Consider the following 15,586-nt stretch of genomic DNA (forward strand, 5'->3'; position numbering starts at 1 on the left):
CTATGAGCAAATCTCTCTCTATTAGCGAATATTTTTCTTACTTTAAAGACAAACGCTTAACCCACATTTTCATATTTGGTATGAGTAGCGGTTTTCCGTGGGTTTTAATTGGCTCTGTTATGTCTGCTTGGCTAAAAGATGAAGGGCTAAGTCGCAGTATGATAGGCCTATTTGGCATTGTATTTGGCGCTTACAGCATAAACTTTTTGTGGTCGCCACTCATTGACCGTACAAAACTTCCTATTTTATATAAATGGCTAGGCCAACGTCGCAGTTGGATACTATTTTGCCAAAGTTTTATTTTTATTGGCACCTTGCTATTAGCAGGGCTTGATTTAAAAGCTAATTTGGCAATTGTTGCTGCGATTTGTTTATTAATCGCCATTGCTTCGGCTACTCAAGACATTGCTATTGATGCCTTTAGAATAGACACCCTAAACGAAAGCGAATCACACAAAGCAACCGCTGCAGCCGCCATGGCAACTTCTGGTTGGTGGACAGGTTATGCACTTTTAGGCGCCATTCCATTTTACATGGCCGATATCCCCTCACTCGACTGGCCACAAATTTATTACTTTTTAGCTGCCGTAATGCTGCTGTTAATGAGTGGAGCACTGTTTGCAAAAGAGCCCGAAACTAACCGCGAAGCAGTACATGCTGAACTTGAGCGTGTGTACCTTGAAAAACTGTCCTCTACAAAACAAACTCCTTTAACAAAAACTGTTGCGTGGCTTGCGGTAACCGTTATTGATCCCTTTAGAGCTTTTTTTACTAAAAATGGCGTTAAAACAGCACTAGCATTACTTGCGTTTATTTTCTTATTTAAAATAGGCGAAGCGTTTTTAGGGCGCATGTCGATTGTGTTTTATAAAGAAATTGGTTTTAGTAATAGCGATATAGCTACATTTTCGAAGGTAGGTACAGCGGTACTTACAATCATATTTACCTTTGTTGGCAGTTTATTTAATCAAAAATATGGCATTGTTAAGGGTTTATTTGTAAGTGGTATTGCGATGGCTGCTTCAAACTTAGCCTTCTCATGGATTGCTTTAGTTGGCCCTGACCTAAGGCTGTATGCCTTTGCTATTGTTATTGATGGCTTTACGCAAGCGTGGTCGTTGGTCGCTATGGTGGCCTTTATATCGATGTTATGCGATAGAGCATTTAGTGCAACGCACTATGCATTACTGGCGTCATTAGGGAATTTAGGACGAACATTGCTTTCAAGCTACAGTGGTGTAGTAATTGATGATTGGTTAATGGGAAATTGGTCGCTGTTCTTTATTTTAACAGCCTTAATGGTTTTACCTTCGTTGATATTTTTATATCTGATTAGGCATAAGTTGTATGAGCTTGAGAAGAATTACCATAAAAATATTTAATGCATCCCTGCATTAACATATTGCTTAGCACTATCAAGTGCCCCTTAAAGTGTACTAAGCAATTATTGAGTTAATCTACTTTTAGCAAGCTAAGTGCTTCATGTGGATCAACTTGTAGAGCTGTACAATAGCGAACAAACTCAATTACATCTAAACGGCGTTCTTGATTTTCAATCTTGCCGATAAACGAATGAGGCGTTCCAAGCACTTGTGCTAGGCTTCGCATTGTATGACCCTTTTCATGGCGCTTAGTTTTAAGCCACTTTGTTAGCTTTGCATTTTCTTCAGAAGAAACTGTTTTGCCCATCATTTTACATCTCCTACTAGATGATTTGACGTACCCATTAAAGCAGTAGTTTCCATCAATAGCCGTAGGCAGGTAAGCAGTCATACTTTCAATAGCAAGCTATTGCTTAATAAAGCATGTTTTGCTACTCACTCCACCAACACAGCTAAAAACTACGCTAATAATATGGTAAAGATTTGTTTTTATTGAGAATGAAATTTTGCCCGTCTCATTCTTGGATACATTATATACTATTAACACTTTGGTTAAATAATTAATTACATACTCGGTACAAAATCAACCTGAACGAACATTTATAAACACTGAATATTTGACCTAAGTTATCAGAAAATATTAAAAAATAATATTACCTTCATAAAACAGCTTAAAAATATTTATAACATATTTGTTCCTTTTTAATGTTACACGTTTATTATTAAGCAATAATTTGCACTAAAAAGGCCAAGTAATGTTCAGACTTCTTTTTTTATTACCTATCGTGTTGTGTTTAGGTTGGTACTTTTTTTTGCGCCACAACGGCGTACCAATTAAACAAGGTAAAAAAGGCTTTATGTATATTTTAGCGTTTTCAGCCTTTGTGCTCGGCTTTTTTGTATTGATAATGCAAATTACCGAATACGCACCAACCGATTTGTAGGCATTAAAAAAGCCGCAAAAGCGGCTTTATTCTATTTAGCGTTTAGCTGTTAAACGCTAAAGCTTGCACCACAACCACAAGTTGTTGTTGCATTTGGATTAGATACAAAAAAGCGTGCGCCTTCTAATCCTTCAGTGTAATCAACCTCACCATCAACCAAATATTGAATGCTCATTGGATCAATAACGAGTGTTACACCATTTTTTACAATTTCTAAATCGCCAGGATTAGCTTTTTCATCAAAAGTAAAACCATATTGAAAACCAGAACAACCACCGCCTGTTACATAAACACGCAGTTTTAAGTCTGGGTTTTCTTCTTCGTCGATTAACTGTTTAACACGAACAGCAGCTGCATCGCTGAACTTAATTGGTAATTCTTCAGACATTTTAAAACCCTCAATATCGCAATGGCGTGATTATCTAATACCCGAGTGTTTTAATCAAGTATAGTAAAACAACTCTTTCCTCTAAGTTATACCTATAAATTAGTAAAAAAGTGGCCAAACATTAACTAGCTAAAATAATACTTAAGCAAACTAAAAGCGACCTTTATACGCTATAAACTCATTAAATATTTTAGTTATAGGCAATAGGTCTTAATCTTCACTGCAAATTGTTAATATAAGTTACGAAAATTTCAAAATCACAAGGACTTAGCTAAACTCTTTTGCTAAAATGCTGCTGAAAAATACAGCGAGGAATTATGCATGTGGCTTGAGCAACTCAGGCGTCGGCTGGCAAAACCTAAAACATCTGTACAATTATGCTTATTAGGCGTAGTTGCCGGATTAATTGCTGCATTTTTTATTATTTTATTTCGCTTAACCATTCTGTTTTTCCAAAGCTTATTTTTAGAAACACCTGACGACTTTACTACCCTACCAACACTTGAACGTGTACTAATGCCTTTAGTTGCTGCATTACTAATAGCCACGTTTGCTGCCTTTACTGGGTTTAAACATTACCGCTTGGGTATCCCCTTCGTTATACACAGAATTAAACGTCACTACGGGCAAATGCCTTTATACAATACGGTTAATCAATTTGTTGGTGGCGCACTTGCTCTCATTAGCGGTTTTTCAGTTGGCCGAGAAGGGCCTTCCGTGCATATGGGCGCAACGGGGGCGAGTATTTTGGCAGATAAGCTACATTTACCGCATAATGCCATGCGTACTCTAAGTGGTTGTGGAGTAGCGGCAGGNCAGCCGTTATTTTTGTAATGGAAGTGGTACTTCGTGAATATAAAGTACATATATTTGTACCTATCATGCTTGCCGCTGTTACTGGCGCACTGGCAACACAGTTTGTTTTTGGTGAAGGTTCAGAGCTTGCACTCATTACCATAGCGCCATTGAGTGGTTGGCATTACCCTTATTTAATATTATGCGGTATGGCGCTGGGTGCTATTGCATTTAGCTTTAATCAAAACTTAATGCTAATTATTAAAACATTTAAACCTTTAAGTATGTTCCCTCGTTTATTAATTGCAGGATGCATTGCCAGCTTAATAGCTTACGCAGTGCCTCATGCTATGGGCTCTGGTATGAGCGCAATAACTATCGCGGTTGAATCTCCTGATGACGTGAAGCTACTCACAACTATTTTAATCGCTAAACTACTTGCTACATTGTTTGCTATCGGTTTGGGTATACCAGGTGGTTTAATTGGTCCGGTAATTGGGCTTGGCGTATTAATTGGCACTCTAATGGCTTTTTTTGCTCAGTTTATTAGTCCTGGCACTGATATAGCGGGTACTTATGGCGTGTTAGGTATGGCCGGATTAATGGCCGCCACGTTGCATGCGCCACTAGCTGCTTTAACAACTGTCATGGAGCTTACATCGTCACCTGAAATAATTGTTCCAGCTATGCTTGTGATCACCACGGCCTATGTAACAGCATTACAGTTTTTTGGAAATCGCTCCATATTTTTGCAGCAACTAGATTTTCAGGGATTACCGTACCATGTATCTCCCGCTACCGAAGCATTACAAAAAGTGGGGATAATGGATGATATGGATGAAGACTTTAAATTGCTTTATTCTGACGACAAAGTGCAAATAAAAAGCACATTAGATGCCATGGATAGCCAAACTCCGTTAATTGTTTTTGACGAAGAAAATGGCTATCGTCTCGCTGAATACGATTTAACGCTAATGTCTAATGAAACAATAAATATAAATTATATTAGTTTGCAGGGCATCAGTAGTCAGGCCACCCTAGCCGATGCTTTCGATATCCTAAAAGATAAAAGAAGTGGCGCGCTTTACGTTTATAACCTTTTAGATAATCAACAAATTATGGGGCTATTACGCTGGGATCAAATTCATCATATTTTAACCATTCGTAACAGCTTACTTTAAACAATAAGGACTATTATGAGCGCATTATTGATTTATAAAACACTCCACATATTTTTTATGATTGCGTGGTTTGCCGGTATTTTTTACTTGCCTCGATTATTTGTATATCACGCTATGAGCGAGGAAAGATCATGCAACTCTATGTTAAAAGTTATGGAGCGCAGACTACTTTATTTCGTTACCCCATTTGCTGTATTAACCGCTGTATTTGGTGTATTGACCATTGTTGAATATGGTCGTGATTGGTTTAGATACAGTATGTGGTTACACTATAAACTAGTGCTGGTGATCATATTATATATATACCACGGCTACTGTTTTAAGTTATTAAATGACTTTAAACATGACCGCAACACTAAGACAGACCGCTTTTACCGTATTTTTAACGAGCTCCCAGTTATTGCGTTGCTCATCATAGTGGCGCTTGCGGTAATAAAACCTAATTTATAATACCAATCGGCTTATATGGGGTCTATTTAACGTTTAGAAAATTACGCTAGAGCTTGGCAAAATTTTTTATCTAGTTGTTCTAGGTTAAAAATTTTTAACAACGTTATAGTGAAATTTAATGCGCTAAATTGCTCAAATATCTATGCCGGTTGGTACAAGCTTTGCGGCGCATGTTAAACTTCGCTGCAATTTACAATACTTGCTTTAACACGCGCGATTGCGTGCTCCATTTATGGATTATCGCGCCCATTTGATTGATTAGGAATAACCCCATGTTAAGTTTCCAAGGTGAGCATATACTGTCTGTAAATCAGCTAGACAGAGACTGCATTGAACGTATTTTTGCAGTAGCAAAAAAAATGGAGCCTTATGCTAAAAAGCAAAAGCAAACTACGGTGCTAGAAGGCGCTATTTTAGCTAATTTGTTTTTTGAACCAAGCACTCGTACACGAGTTAGCTTTGGCACCGCCTTTAATTTACTTGGCGGTGGCGTACGTGAAACTACAGGTATGCAAAGTTCAGCCCTTGCTAAGGGTGAGTCTCTTTACGATACCGCCCGCGTTATTTCAGCTTATGCTGACGCTGTTGCTATGCGCCATCCTGATGCAGGCTCAGTAAGTGAATTTGCTGATGGCTGTACTGTGCCGGTTATTAATGGCGGCGACGGCCCAAATGAGCACCCTACTCAAGCATTGCTTGACTTATTAACCATTGAGCGTGAATTACACCGTTTTGGTCAAAATATTGATGGTATGCATATAGCGCTTGTGGGCGATTTAAAGTATGGCCGCACAGTGCATTCTTTATCTAAACTATTGTGCCATTATAAAAACGTAAAGTTTTCGATGGTCGCGCCTGATGGCTTACAAATGCCAACAAGCATTTTAGATGCAGTAGAAAATGCTGGCCATAAAATTGAGCTAGTAAATAAGATGGAAGGCAATTTAGCAGCCGATATTGTTTACCAAACACGTATTCAAGAAGAGCGTTTTCCATCGCAAGAAGAAGCAAATAAATACCGTGGCGGCTTTAGGATTAGCCAATCTATTTACAGCGCTCACTGTAAGCCTAACTCTGTATTAATGCATCCTCTTCCACGTGACAGTCGCTTAGAAGCCAACGAGCTTGATAACGACTTAAACAGTAACGACAATTTAGCAATATTTCGCCAGGTACAAAACGGCGTATTAATTCGTATGGCACTGTTTGCTTTAACACTCGGCGTAGAAAACAAAGTCGATAAGTATGAAGTAGACGTACCTTGGTTTAGCCGCAAACGCGACAGCTAACCCCCTTTTAAGTGACAATTTATAGGATTTTTCATGACAATTAGCCAAGACTTATTTGAACGCGCCCAAGCTTCTATTCCTGGTGGCGTAAACTCACCAGTTCGTGCTTTTAATGGTGTAGGCGGTACGCCACTATTCATTACAAAAGCAGAAGGCGCGTTTACATTTGATGCCGACGGTAATCGTTACATTGATTATGTTGGCTCTTGGGGGCCTATGATCATGGGCCATAATCACCCTGCAATTAAACAAGCTGTACACGAAGCTGTAGAAAATGGCCTTAGCTATGGCGCACCAACTGAAGCCGAAATATTAATGGCTGAAAAAGTAAAAGAGCTAGTTCCATCAATCGAAAAAGTACGCATGGTTAGCTCAGGCACTGAAGCAACAATGAGTGCAATTCGTTTAGCACGTGGCTTTACCGGTCGCGATAAAATATTAAAATTTGAAGGTTGTTACCACGGTCACGCTGACTCGTTATTAGTTAAGGCAGGCTCTGGTGCGCTAACAATGGGTGTGCCTAATTCTCCAGGTATTCCTGAAGACTTTGCTAAGCATACACTTACAGTTTCGTTTAATAACCTAGATGAAGTAAAAGCTATTTTTGCAAAATACGCAGACGAAATTGCCTGTATTATTGTAGAGCCAGTAGCCGGTAACATGAACTGTATTCCACCAGTGCCTGGCTTTTTAGAAGGTTTGCGTGATGTGTGTGACGAATATAAATCAGTACTTATTTTTGATGAAGTAATGACAGGCTTTCGTGTTGCACTTGGCGGTGCACAAGCTTATTACAACATTAAACCAGATCTTACGTGTTTAGGTAAAGTAATTGGCGGCGGCATGCCAGTTGGCGCGTTTGGTGGTAAAACTGAAATAATGGATTACATTGCGCCTGTAGGACCAGTTTACCAAGCAGGTACTCTTTCTGGTAACCCTATTGCAATGGCTGCAGGTTTAAAATCACTTGAGCTATTAAGTGAGCCTGGCCTTCACGATAAGTTAGAAGCTATTTCAAAAGCAATTTGTGAAGGCTTTGAAGCTGGTGCTAAAAAAGCCGGTGTTGCGCTAACAACTAACTATGCGGGCGGCATGTATGGATTCTTTTTTACTGATGCTGAAAAAGTAACAACCTACAAGCAAGCAACTGAGTGTGACCTAGAGCGCTTCAAACGTTTTTTCCACCTTATGCTTGAAGAAGGCGTTTACCTTGCCCCATCAGCATTTGAGGCTGGTTTTGTATGTGCTGCGCATACTGAGCAAGAAGTAAAAAACACAATAGCGGCAGCGGAACGCTCGTTTGCTAAACTTTAAGCTAAAAATTACTATTTATACATTTGTAACCACTTGTTTTTAAGTATGTAATTAAGACTAAAGATTGAAAAAAGCCCGAAAGGGCTTTTTTTATTTGTATGTCTATAAATGAATGATAATTAAGCATAACAAGGTCTATTCACCTTTACTCTATTACAAAAAATACAAGAGAGCCTTATGTCAGGATTACGCCAATTTTCTTTTCCCGCTATCCAGCTAATGGCAAACTTAAAATACAAAACTAAAATCAGCTTAATGTTTGGAATTTTACTCGTTCCTCTAGCACTTAGTTTGTTTTTTTTATTCTCGTTATTAAGTGAAAGTATTACTGTTTCAAAAATGCAGCAGCAAGGCTTAAAAGGCTACAGAGCTATACTTTCAAATCAAATGCAGGGAGATACGAATCAAAATATAAAAATAGCTCGCTCACTCGGCTTTGATATAAAAGACACACAAGCAAATGAAGTACTTGAACTTGTTTCTATTCAATCAAATCTAGCCTTAGACAGTCAATTAGCAAGCGCTTATGTAAACCGCTCTTTAGTCACGCCAATTCCTGCACTTATAATGCAAATAAACTCAACAGCGCAAAGCGCTAATACTGTTTTAGCTAGTAACCGTTTTACGCCTGATACGTTTATAGCACTTTCAAATTTTAGTAAGTCACTTCCTTTATACGAAAAACAACTCGATAAAATACTCAACGTAGCCACCAATGCAGATAAAGCAGTAAACAAAGCGCTCATGCCTCCTTTAACTAATTTACACAGTGCTGTGGGAGCATTTAAAAAAGCGATAGATGAAAAACTACTTGAACCAGACGATATTCTATTAACTCAAGCAGAGTTCACTAAGCTAACAAACAACGTTCACAGTAGTATTAATCAACTTGTTAGTAAGAGCATTCCAACACATGAGAGCCTTATAGAGGCAAAACTGCAAACTCAACAGTGGACACGAAATCTTGTTTTAGCTGCTTCATTGATCAGTTTGCTATTTGCATTTTATTTGATGATTGGTTTTTATTTTGCAGTTGTTGATACCATTAATCGCTTTGCTGATGCCGCGAATAGAGCCGCGAATGGCGACTTAAATGCCACTATCGATTCGAGCACTAATGATGAAATGGGAATTATTGCATCGCGCTACAATGCATTACTTAATGCATTTTCACATTTATTATTTGATGTTAAAACAAGTACAGAAGAGCTATGCGATGCAACTAAATCGCTATCACATGCGAGTAGCGAAACAAGCAATGATGTTTCAAAACAGCAAATTCGAGTCAATGCCATTTATAATGCACTAAGCGATATGGCTCAAAACGCACTTGCAGTTGAAGAGTCAGCGCATCAAGCTACGCTTACCGCACAAAATGCTGCAGCTCATGTGAAACAAGGTTCAGACAATACACTGGAGCTTGCTAAATATATGCAAGACCTCCAAATTGAATTTGCAGAGAGCCAACAAGCGCTCGATAAGCTAGCACAAGATAGCCAGAAATTAGCAAAGTAAGTAAAGGGATCAGTGAAATAGCCGATCAAACAAACTTGCTTGCACTTAATGCCGCTATTGAAGCCGCGCGAGCTGGCGAGCATGGTCGTGGATTTGCCGTTGTAGCTGATGAGGTAAGAACATTTGCTCAGCGTACACAAACACAAACCCAAGAAATACATCAAATTATTAGCTCTTTACAACAAGCATCTGACGACACCCAGCAAAAAATGCGCTCAAGTGTTGAAAAAATGGAGCAATCAGTAAAAGCAGCCAATCAAACCAATGAAGTATTGCAAAGTGCAGAGCAAAGTATGGGCGATATTAAACATCAAGGAGAAGTAATTGCAGAGCGTGTTAAACAGCAATCAAATGCAACAACACAAGCATTAAATGATTCGCAAGAAGTGAGTAATTTAGCAGATCAAACGCTAACATCGGCTCAATCAACGCTACAAGATGCACAGCAATTAAGTCGCTTATCTAATGATTTAACCAAATCAATGCAGTTTTTTAAATCTTAAGCGTTAACTACAACTTACAACAAAGCCGCTAAATAAGCGGCTTTGTTGTTTAAAGTAATCTTAAATTAACGTATGCATTGCGGCCTAGGCTCGAACTCACTCGCCCTAAGCGGTAGCTGAATCACCTTGCCACATCCTGGTGGTGCCTGCTTACCCGTTTGCTCATTTACAAATGCCCAGCGTATTGATGGCGGACGCGTATCAGCTATTGCTTGTGGGTTAAGTGGCTTTAAGTAACGTATATAGGCTTCAAGCGCTCCCACACTGCCTGTTAACCCCGTACTTTTGTTGTCGTCTCGACCAAGCCACGCAACAGTCACTGTATTTTGATCAAAGCCTGCAAACCAACTATCACGTAAATCGTTGCTGGTCCCTGTTTTACCAGCGAGCTGGATTGACGGAAAGTGTAAATTTAAGCGTTTAGCAGTGCCATCTTTCGTTACGCGTTTCATCGCGTATTTGGTCATATACATTGCAGATTTATCAAAACGAGGCTCTGCATTTACTTTATGCTTATAAAGTACTTTACCAACAGAGTCAGTTAATGCCGAAATTGCAGTGAGCTTTTTATATTCGCCATCTGCAGCAATTGTTGTATAAAGCTGAGCCACTTCAAAACTCGACATTTCAACAGCCCCTAAAAGCAGCGATGGGTATTCGTCTATCGCCCCTGTTGCGCCTAAACCTTTCAATGTATTTACTACTTTATCAACACCTACATCGAGGCCTAAATTAACCGCTGGGATATTTATACTGTTACTAAATGCTTTATAAAGCGCAATTGCACCACGGTATTGGTGGTCAAAATTTTCTGGTTGCCACACTTTACCTTGCTCATTTGTGACCTGTACTGGCGAGTCATCAAGCAAAGTAGCTAAATTATAATGTGGCAATTGCAGTGCGGTTAAATACACGGCAGGTTTTACAAGCGAGCCTATATTACGTTTTGTGTCTAAAACACGGTTAAATCCTGAATAGCGAACATCGCGACCAGCAATAAGTGCAGATACACCGCCTTTTTCAACATTAACAGAGATCATGGCTGCTTCTAGCTTTTCGGTTCTGGGGCGATTTTCCAAATACGGTAAGCTCTTTTCAATCGACTCTTCCATTGCTGTTTGCTTTTGCAAGTCAAAATAAGTAAATACTCTTACGCCTGCATCAAGTGTTTGCTGATCAGGTAATAATTCATTTAACTCTCTGTTTACTAGCTCTAAATAGCCTGGGTATGATTTTTGTAAACTGGCTTTCATTGGCGCAATATCAATTGGGCGATTAAGCGATGCACGATACTCTTTTGTGCTAAGTAACTTATTTTCGACCATTAGACGTAGCACTAAGTCCCTGCGCTCCATTGTGCGCTCTTTATAACGACGTGGGTTGTAATAAGATGGGCCTTTAACCATTGCCACCAGCAGAGCAATTTGATCGTACTCAAGCTCGTCTACAGGCTTTGAAAAGTAAAAGTCAGAGGCAAGCCCCATACCATGGATGCCTTGGTTGTATGATTGCCCTAGGTATACCTCATTTAAGTAAGCTTCTAATATCTGATCTTTTGAATAGCGATAATCTAAAATAAGGGCAATAAAGGCCTCATTTATTTTTCGTACTAAAGAACGCTCACGCGTGAGGTAAATATTTTTAGCTAATTGCTGAGTAAGCGTACTGCCACCTTGAACGGTGCGTCCCGCTTTAATGTTTGAATAAAGCGCACGTAAAATAGAAAACACCGACACACCATGGTGATCATAAAAATCACGGTCTTCAACTACCAGTAGCGTATCTTTAAGCATGGCTGGGAACTTATCTAGCGGTACAAATTCTCTATCTTGTTTAGAGTCGTTGCCAATTCGCGCTATTTGCACAGGTTCTAGGCGAGCAGAGTTTAAACGTCTGCCGAACTTATCTTTAATGGTCGCAACTTTTTGCCCTGCAAAACGAAGTTCAATAATATGTGATTCTTCAAGGCCATCATAAAATTCAAAATCACGGCGATAAATCTTGATGCTATCTGCTGTTTTAACAAACTGCCCTGTTCTGCTTAATCTATTAACAGATGAATAATGTAAACGCTCTAACTCAAACACAACTTCTTGGCTTGATAAAAATTGCCCCGGATAAAACTCCATAGAACGAGCATACACTTGCGCTGGAAGTTGCCATTTATTACCTTCAAATATACGTGTAGTTTTTGAATCTAAATAAATGAAATACATTGCCATTGCAATAAAAACAGCCAAGCTGAATTTCCAAAACACTGACCATGTTTTTCTCATAAAAGAGCGTTTAACAGTGGGCTTCACTGTTTTTTTACTGCCCTTTGATGTGCTTTTTTTTGTCGTGCTTGACGATTTACTAGCACGTTTAGCTGCAGGTTTGCTGGTAGGTGTTTTTTTATTGTCGGCCATTTAAGTGTAATTTATTCCAAGGGTTATTCACGAGTGTGAGCTTAGCATATTGGGCATATCCTAACATCCGAAAAGTTAACCCCCCCTGAAACAAAAAAAGCCCTACCGAAGTCGGGCTTTGTGTAAACACACTATTATTTAAATAAACTATTAGCTATTTCGAACAGAAACAAACTCTGGGTAGGCTTCAATACCACAATCGTGTTGATCCATACCGTTTAGTTCTTCCTCTTCAGTTACTCGTATACCCATTGTTTTGTTAAGCACAGTCCAAACAATAAATGATGCTACAAATACAAAGGCAAGAATACATACTAGACCCGTTAACTGATTAACAAAGCTTGCGTCACCATTGGTTAGCGGTACTAACATAATACCTAATGCGCCACACGTACCATGAACAGAGATAGCACCCACTGGATCGTCAATCTTAACTTTATCAAGTGCTATGATACTAAATATAACAAGTGCACCACCAAGTAGACCAAGTAGACATGCCATTAATGGTGATGGTGATAGAGGGTCAGCTGTTATAACAACTAAGCCAGCTAATGCACCATTTAAGACCATTGTTAAATCTGATTTACCCCAAAGTACTTTACATACAAACAGTGCTGCAATGGCACCCATTGCAGCAGCTGCATTAGTATTAAGTAATATTTGACCTATCGCAGTTGCGTTTTCTTTATCCGAAAGTAGTAATTGAGAACCACCGTTAAAGCCAAACCAACCCATCCATAAAATAAATGTACCTAGTGTAGCAAGTGGTAAGTTTGAACCTGGAATTGGGTATATTTCACCGTTCTTACCATATTTACCTTTACGAGCACCTAAGATTAATACACCCGCCAGTGCAGCAGCTGCACCTGCGCCATGTACAATTGCAGAACCTGCAAAATCTACAAAGCCCATTTCAGATAAGAAACCACCACCCCACGTCCAGTAACCTTCAATAGGGTAAATAAAACCAGTTAGTACTACAGCAAAGCCAAGGAAAGCCCATAGCTTCATACGCTCAGCAACTGCACCCGATACAATCGACATAGCCGTTGCAACAAATACTACTTGGAAGAAAAAGTCAGATTCTAAAGAATGATCAGCATCAGCAGCTTGTGTGCCAATTAAAGCGCCTATTGAAGGAATAAAACCACCTTCGGCATTGTCTACATACATAATGTTGTAGCCAACTAATAAAAACATCGTACATGCAATTGAATACAGCGCGACATTTTTAGTTAAAATTTCAGCTGTGTTTTTAGAGCGAACTAAGCCCGCTTCTAACATGGCAAAACCTGCTGCCATCCACATTACTAATATACCTGATATTAAAAAGTAGAAGGTATCGAGTGAAAACTTTAGTTCTATTATTGTATTTTCCATGAGACCCCCTTAAATTGCTTCTTCGTCAAGTTCGCCAGTACGGATACGAACAATTTGATCTAAGTCGTACACGAAAATTTTCCCGTCACCGATTTTACCTGTTGATGCAATTTTAGTAATTGCTTCAACAACGCGTTGACAATTTTCAGTACGAGTTGCAATTTCAAGTTTGATCTTAGGAATAAAATCTACTTGGTATTCTGCACCACGATATAACTCAGTATGACCTCGTTGACGTCCAAAACCTTTAACATCAACTACTGTCATCCCCTCAATTCCTAAATCAGCGAGTGCTTCACGCACGTCGTCTAATTTAAATGGTTTTATGATTGCACTAATCATTTTCATAGCGGCCCCCTCGGACTCTTTATTGTTATCCTGTTGGGTTAAACAATCCAACCTTTGTGCCACTATTTTTATATCCTTTAAAACAATAAGTTAGTGTAAAATAGAAACTAAATAACAAAAAAAACGCACCAATTAAGTGCGTTAATTTAACAAGTTATCTACATTGGTGCGTGCAATATATTAATTGCATGCTTAGCTTTATATTACAGGGCTATACCACGCAGTTTCTACCTTGGTTTTTAGCTTCGTATAATGCTTTATCAGCAACACGCATTGCCTGCGTTAAGCTAGTGTCTTGAAAGTCTGCCAAGCCTATACTTGTAGTAATTTTAATTGATTTATCGCTGATAGAAAAATCGTAACTAGCCAGCTTTTTCCTAAATGCTTCAAAGTATTCACGACCACGTTCAAGCTCTATCTCAGGTAATATTATGGCAAACTCTTCTCCACCAACCCGTGCAACTGTAAACTTTGAAAACGTAGTACGGATTAATGAACCAACCTGCTTTAAAGCCTGATCGCCACCCTCATGGCCTAATGTATCGTTAATATTTTTGAAAAAATCGATATCTAACAATGCGAGAGTATTTTTCTGGTTTTTACTTTTAAGGAGCTTTTCTGCATATTGATAAAAATAGCGTCGATTATGAAGCCCTGTTAAATGATCCCTATGCGCGCTTTCTTTAATATCTGAAATTAAAGACAGTTGCTCCATTGTTTGAAGTACTCGACAATGAAACTCTTCATTCATAAATGGCTTTGTTAAAAAGTCATTGGCGCCGTATTTAATAAATCGCGCTGACAGGCCATGTTTCCCCGCGCCCGACAAGCCAATAATTGCTAAGTCGTCTCGGCCTCTAAAGTTACGTACCGCTTTAACAAGTTCAAAGCCATCCATAGAAGGCATAGCGTAGTCGGTCATAAGTAGCTTTATATCAGGATTAGCTTTTAATATTTCGAGTGCTTGTTGTCCATCGTGGGCATCTGTCACATCAAACAATTGCTTTTCAAGCATTTGCTTCATTAACGAGCAGCTCAGTAATGAATCATCTGCTACTAATGCTTTACAACCTTGGTTTCTTAGCAATTGCGCAACGAGTTTAACGGCGTAATGGTAAGAGTCGCGATTATCTTTAATAACATAATCAACGACACCTAATTCAAGCATTTGTTGACGCTTGTACTCATCTATTTTTGAGGTTAAAACAACCGTAGGAATCTTTTTAGATAAAGTATATTTTGCGACTTCACCGTGAGGAGCATCTGGCAAGGTTAAATCAACTAACGCAAGCGTGTAGTCGTATTTTTCTACGTAAGTGGCACATTCAGCTAAAGACCAAGCAAAATCGATTGCCACATCAAGGTATTGTGCAGTTAAGTGGCGAAGTACCTGCTGCACTACTTTACTGTCTTCAACCACTAATACTCTTTGCATAAAGCTTCTCTTTACCTTTAATTAGTTTTACCACAAAACGACAAATACCACGCAATTACTGCAATAGCATTAGTCATAAACATCCGGTGTAGAGTGCACTTATTGTGCTTGAAAGCGTAATCCGTTAGATTTTTTTTGGTGATAGCCTGTATAAAAAATCAATACAAGTAGGCCGCAATATACCTGAATTTTGCAATTAACTAAATAAAGAAAGTAAATCCAAAATAACTATAAAAGCGATTAATACGCGTCTT

General features: G+C 38.9%; 11 protein-coding genes and 2 pseudogenes. 7 read left to right on the plus strand and 6 right to left on the minus strand.

The window, feature by feature from the left end; all coding sequences use genetic code 11:
• Positions 1-2: 2 nt before the first annotated feature.
• Positions 3-1,382: an MFS transporter gene (locus L655_RS0110185; protein ID WP_024604973.1), complete on the plus strand. Its 1,380-nt coding sequence runs from the start codon at positions 3-5 to the stop codon at positions 1,380-1,382.
• A 70-nt stretch (positions 1,383-1,452) separates the two neighbouring features.
• Here L655_RS0110185 and L655_RS0110190 read toward each other — a convergent pair whose 3' ends face one another.
• The gene (locus tag L655_RS0110190; RefSeq protein WP_024604974.1) at positions 1,453-1,692 is read right to left on the minus strand and encodes a helix-turn-helix transcriptional regulator; all 240 of its coding nucleotides are present in this window, start codon (positions 1,690-1,692) and stop codon (positions 1,453-1,455) included.
• Between the two features lie 445 nt (positions 1,693-2,137).
• Here L655_RS0110190 and L655_RS0110195 point away from each other — a divergent pair, with 445 nt between their 5' ends.
• Positions 2,138-2,326 carry a hypothetical protein gene (locus tag L655_RS0110195; protein WP_024596569.1) on the plus strand — a complete coding sequence of 63 codons (189 nt, stop codon included), beginning with the start codon at positions 2,138-2,140 and terminating at the stop codon, positions 2,324-2,326.
• Positions 2,327-2,375: 49 nt separating this feature from the next.
• Here the strand turns inward: L655_RS0110195 and erpA are convergent, their stop codons facing one another.
• Positions 2,376-2,714 carry an iron-sulfur cluster insertion protein ErpA gene (erpA, locus tag L655_RS0110200; protein WP_002958911.1) on the minus strand — a complete coding sequence of 113 codons (339 nt, stop codon included), beginning with the start codon at positions 2,712-2,714 and terminating at the stop codon, positions 2,376-2,378.
• Positions 2,715-3,035: 321 nt separating this feature from the next.
• Between erpA and L655_RS01000000125425 the strand changes: the two are divergent.
• The 5 genes and pseudogenes from L655_RS01000000125425 (at position 3,036) to L655_RS01000000125430 (ending at position 9,761) form a co-directional block, all read left to right on the plus strand.
• Positions 3,036-4,690: pseudogene (locus tag L655_RS01000000125425) on the plus strand (chloride channel protein).
• A 15-nt stretch (positions 4,691-4,705) separates the two neighbouring features.
• Positions 4,706-5,140 carry a CopD family protein gene (locus L655_RS0110210; protein WP_002958913.1) on the plus strand — a complete coding sequence of 145 codons (435 nt, stop codon included), beginning with the start codon at positions 4,706-4,708 and terminating at the stop codon, positions 5,138-5,140.
• A gap of 272 nt (positions 5,141-5,412) precedes the next feature.
• Positions 5,413-6,429 (plus strand): aspartate carbamoyltransferase, encoded by a 1,017-nt coding sequence (locus L655_RS0110215; RefSeq protein ID WP_002958914.1) that lies wholly within the window; start codon positions 5,413-5,415, stop codon positions 6,427-6,429.
• Between the two features lie 33 nt (positions 6,430-6,462).
• Positions 6,463-7,743, plus strand: a complete 1,281-nt coding sequence (hemL, locus tag L655_RS0110220) for a glutamate-1-semialdehyde 2,1-aminomutase (protein ID WP_024604975.1) — start codon at positions 6,463-6,465, stop codon at positions 7,741-7,743.
• Positions 7,744-7,920: 177 nt separating this feature from the next.
• Positions 7,921-9,761: pseudogene (locus L655_RS01000000125430) on the plus strand (methyl-accepting chemotaxis protein).
• 65 nt (positions 9,762-9,826) lie between these two features.
• On the opposite strand, the gene mrcB reads toward L655_RS01000000125430, so the two are convergent.
• From mrcB to L655_RS0110245, 4 genes are all read right to left on the minus strand, one after another.
• Entirely contained in the window at positions 9,827-12,169 is a 2,343-nt protein-coding gene (mrcB, locus tag L655_RS0110230) for a penicillin-binding protein 1B (protein WP_024604976.1), read from the minus strand.
• A 150-nt stretch (positions 12,170-12,319) separates the two neighbouring features.
• Entirely contained in the window at positions 12,320-13,549 is a 1,230-nt protein-coding gene (locus L655_RS0110235; RefSeq protein ID WP_024604977.1) for an ammonium transporter, read from the minus strand.
• A 9-nt stretch (positions 13,550-13,558) separates the two neighbouring features.
• Complete coding sequence (locus L655_RS0110240) at positions 13,559-13,897, minus strand: P-II family nitrogen regulator (RefSeq protein WP_004587162.1); 339 nt, start codon at positions 13,895-13,897, stop codon at positions 13,559-13,561.
• Positions 13,898-14,108: 211 nt separating this feature from the next.
• Complete coding sequence (locus L655_RS0110245) at positions 14,109-15,332, minus strand: diguanylate cyclase (protein WP_024604978.1); 1,224 nt, start codon at positions 15,330-15,332, stop codon at positions 14,109-14,111.
• Positions 15,333-15,586 lie beyond the last annotated feature (254 nt).

This window comes from Pseudoalteromonas sp. TAE79, from assembly GCF_000498015.1.
In the GTDB taxonomy this organism is placed as follows: Bacteria; Pseudomonadota; Gammaproteobacteria; order Enterobacterales; family Alteromonadaceae; genus Pseudoalteromonas.

Bases quoted from the DNA above. Each gene is read 5' to 3' on its own strand.
- L655_RS0110235 (WP_024604977.1), bottom strand. From the start codon at position 13,549: ATGGAAAATACAATAATAGAACTAAAGTTTTCACTCGATACCTTCTAC.
- L655_RS0110240 (WP_004587162.1), bottom strand. From the start codon at position 13,897: ATGAAAATGATTAGTGCAATCATAAAACCATTTAAATTAGACGACGTG.
- L655_RS0110215 (WP_002958914.1), top strand. From the start codon at position 5,413: ATGTTAAGTTTCCAAGGTGAGCATATACTGTCTGTAAATCAGCTAGAC.
- L655_RS0110210 (WP_002958913.1), top strand. From the start codon at position 4,706: ATGAGCGCATTATTGATTTATAAAACACTCCACATATTTTTTATGATT.
- hemL (WP_024604975.1), top strand. From the start codon at position 6,463: ATGACAATTAGCCAAGACTTATTTGAACGCGCCCAAGCTTCTATTCCT.
- L655_RS0110185 (WP_024604973.1), top strand. From the start codon at position 3: ATGAGCAAATCTCTCTCTATTAGCGAATATTTTTCTTACTTTAAAGAC.
- L655_RS0110245 (WP_024604978.1), bottom strand. From the start codon at position 15,332: ATGCAAAGAGTATTAGTGGTTGAAGACAGTAAAGTAGTGCAGCAGGTA.
- L655_RS0110195 (WP_024596569.1), top strand. From the start codon at position 2,138: ATGTTCAGACTTCTTTTTTTATTACCTATCGTGTTGTGTTTAGGTTGG.
- mrcB (WP_024604976.1), bottom strand. From the start codon at position 12,169: ATGGCCGACAATAAAAAAACACCTACCAGCAAACCTGCAGCTAAACGT.
- erpA (WP_002958911.1), bottom strand. From the start codon at position 2,714: ATGTCTGAAGAATTACCAATTAAGTTCAGCGATGCAGCTGCTGTTCGT.
- L655_RS0110190 (WP_024604974.1), bottom strand. From the start codon at position 1,692: ATGATGGGCAAAACAGTTTCTTCTGAAGAAAATGCAAAGCTAACAAAG.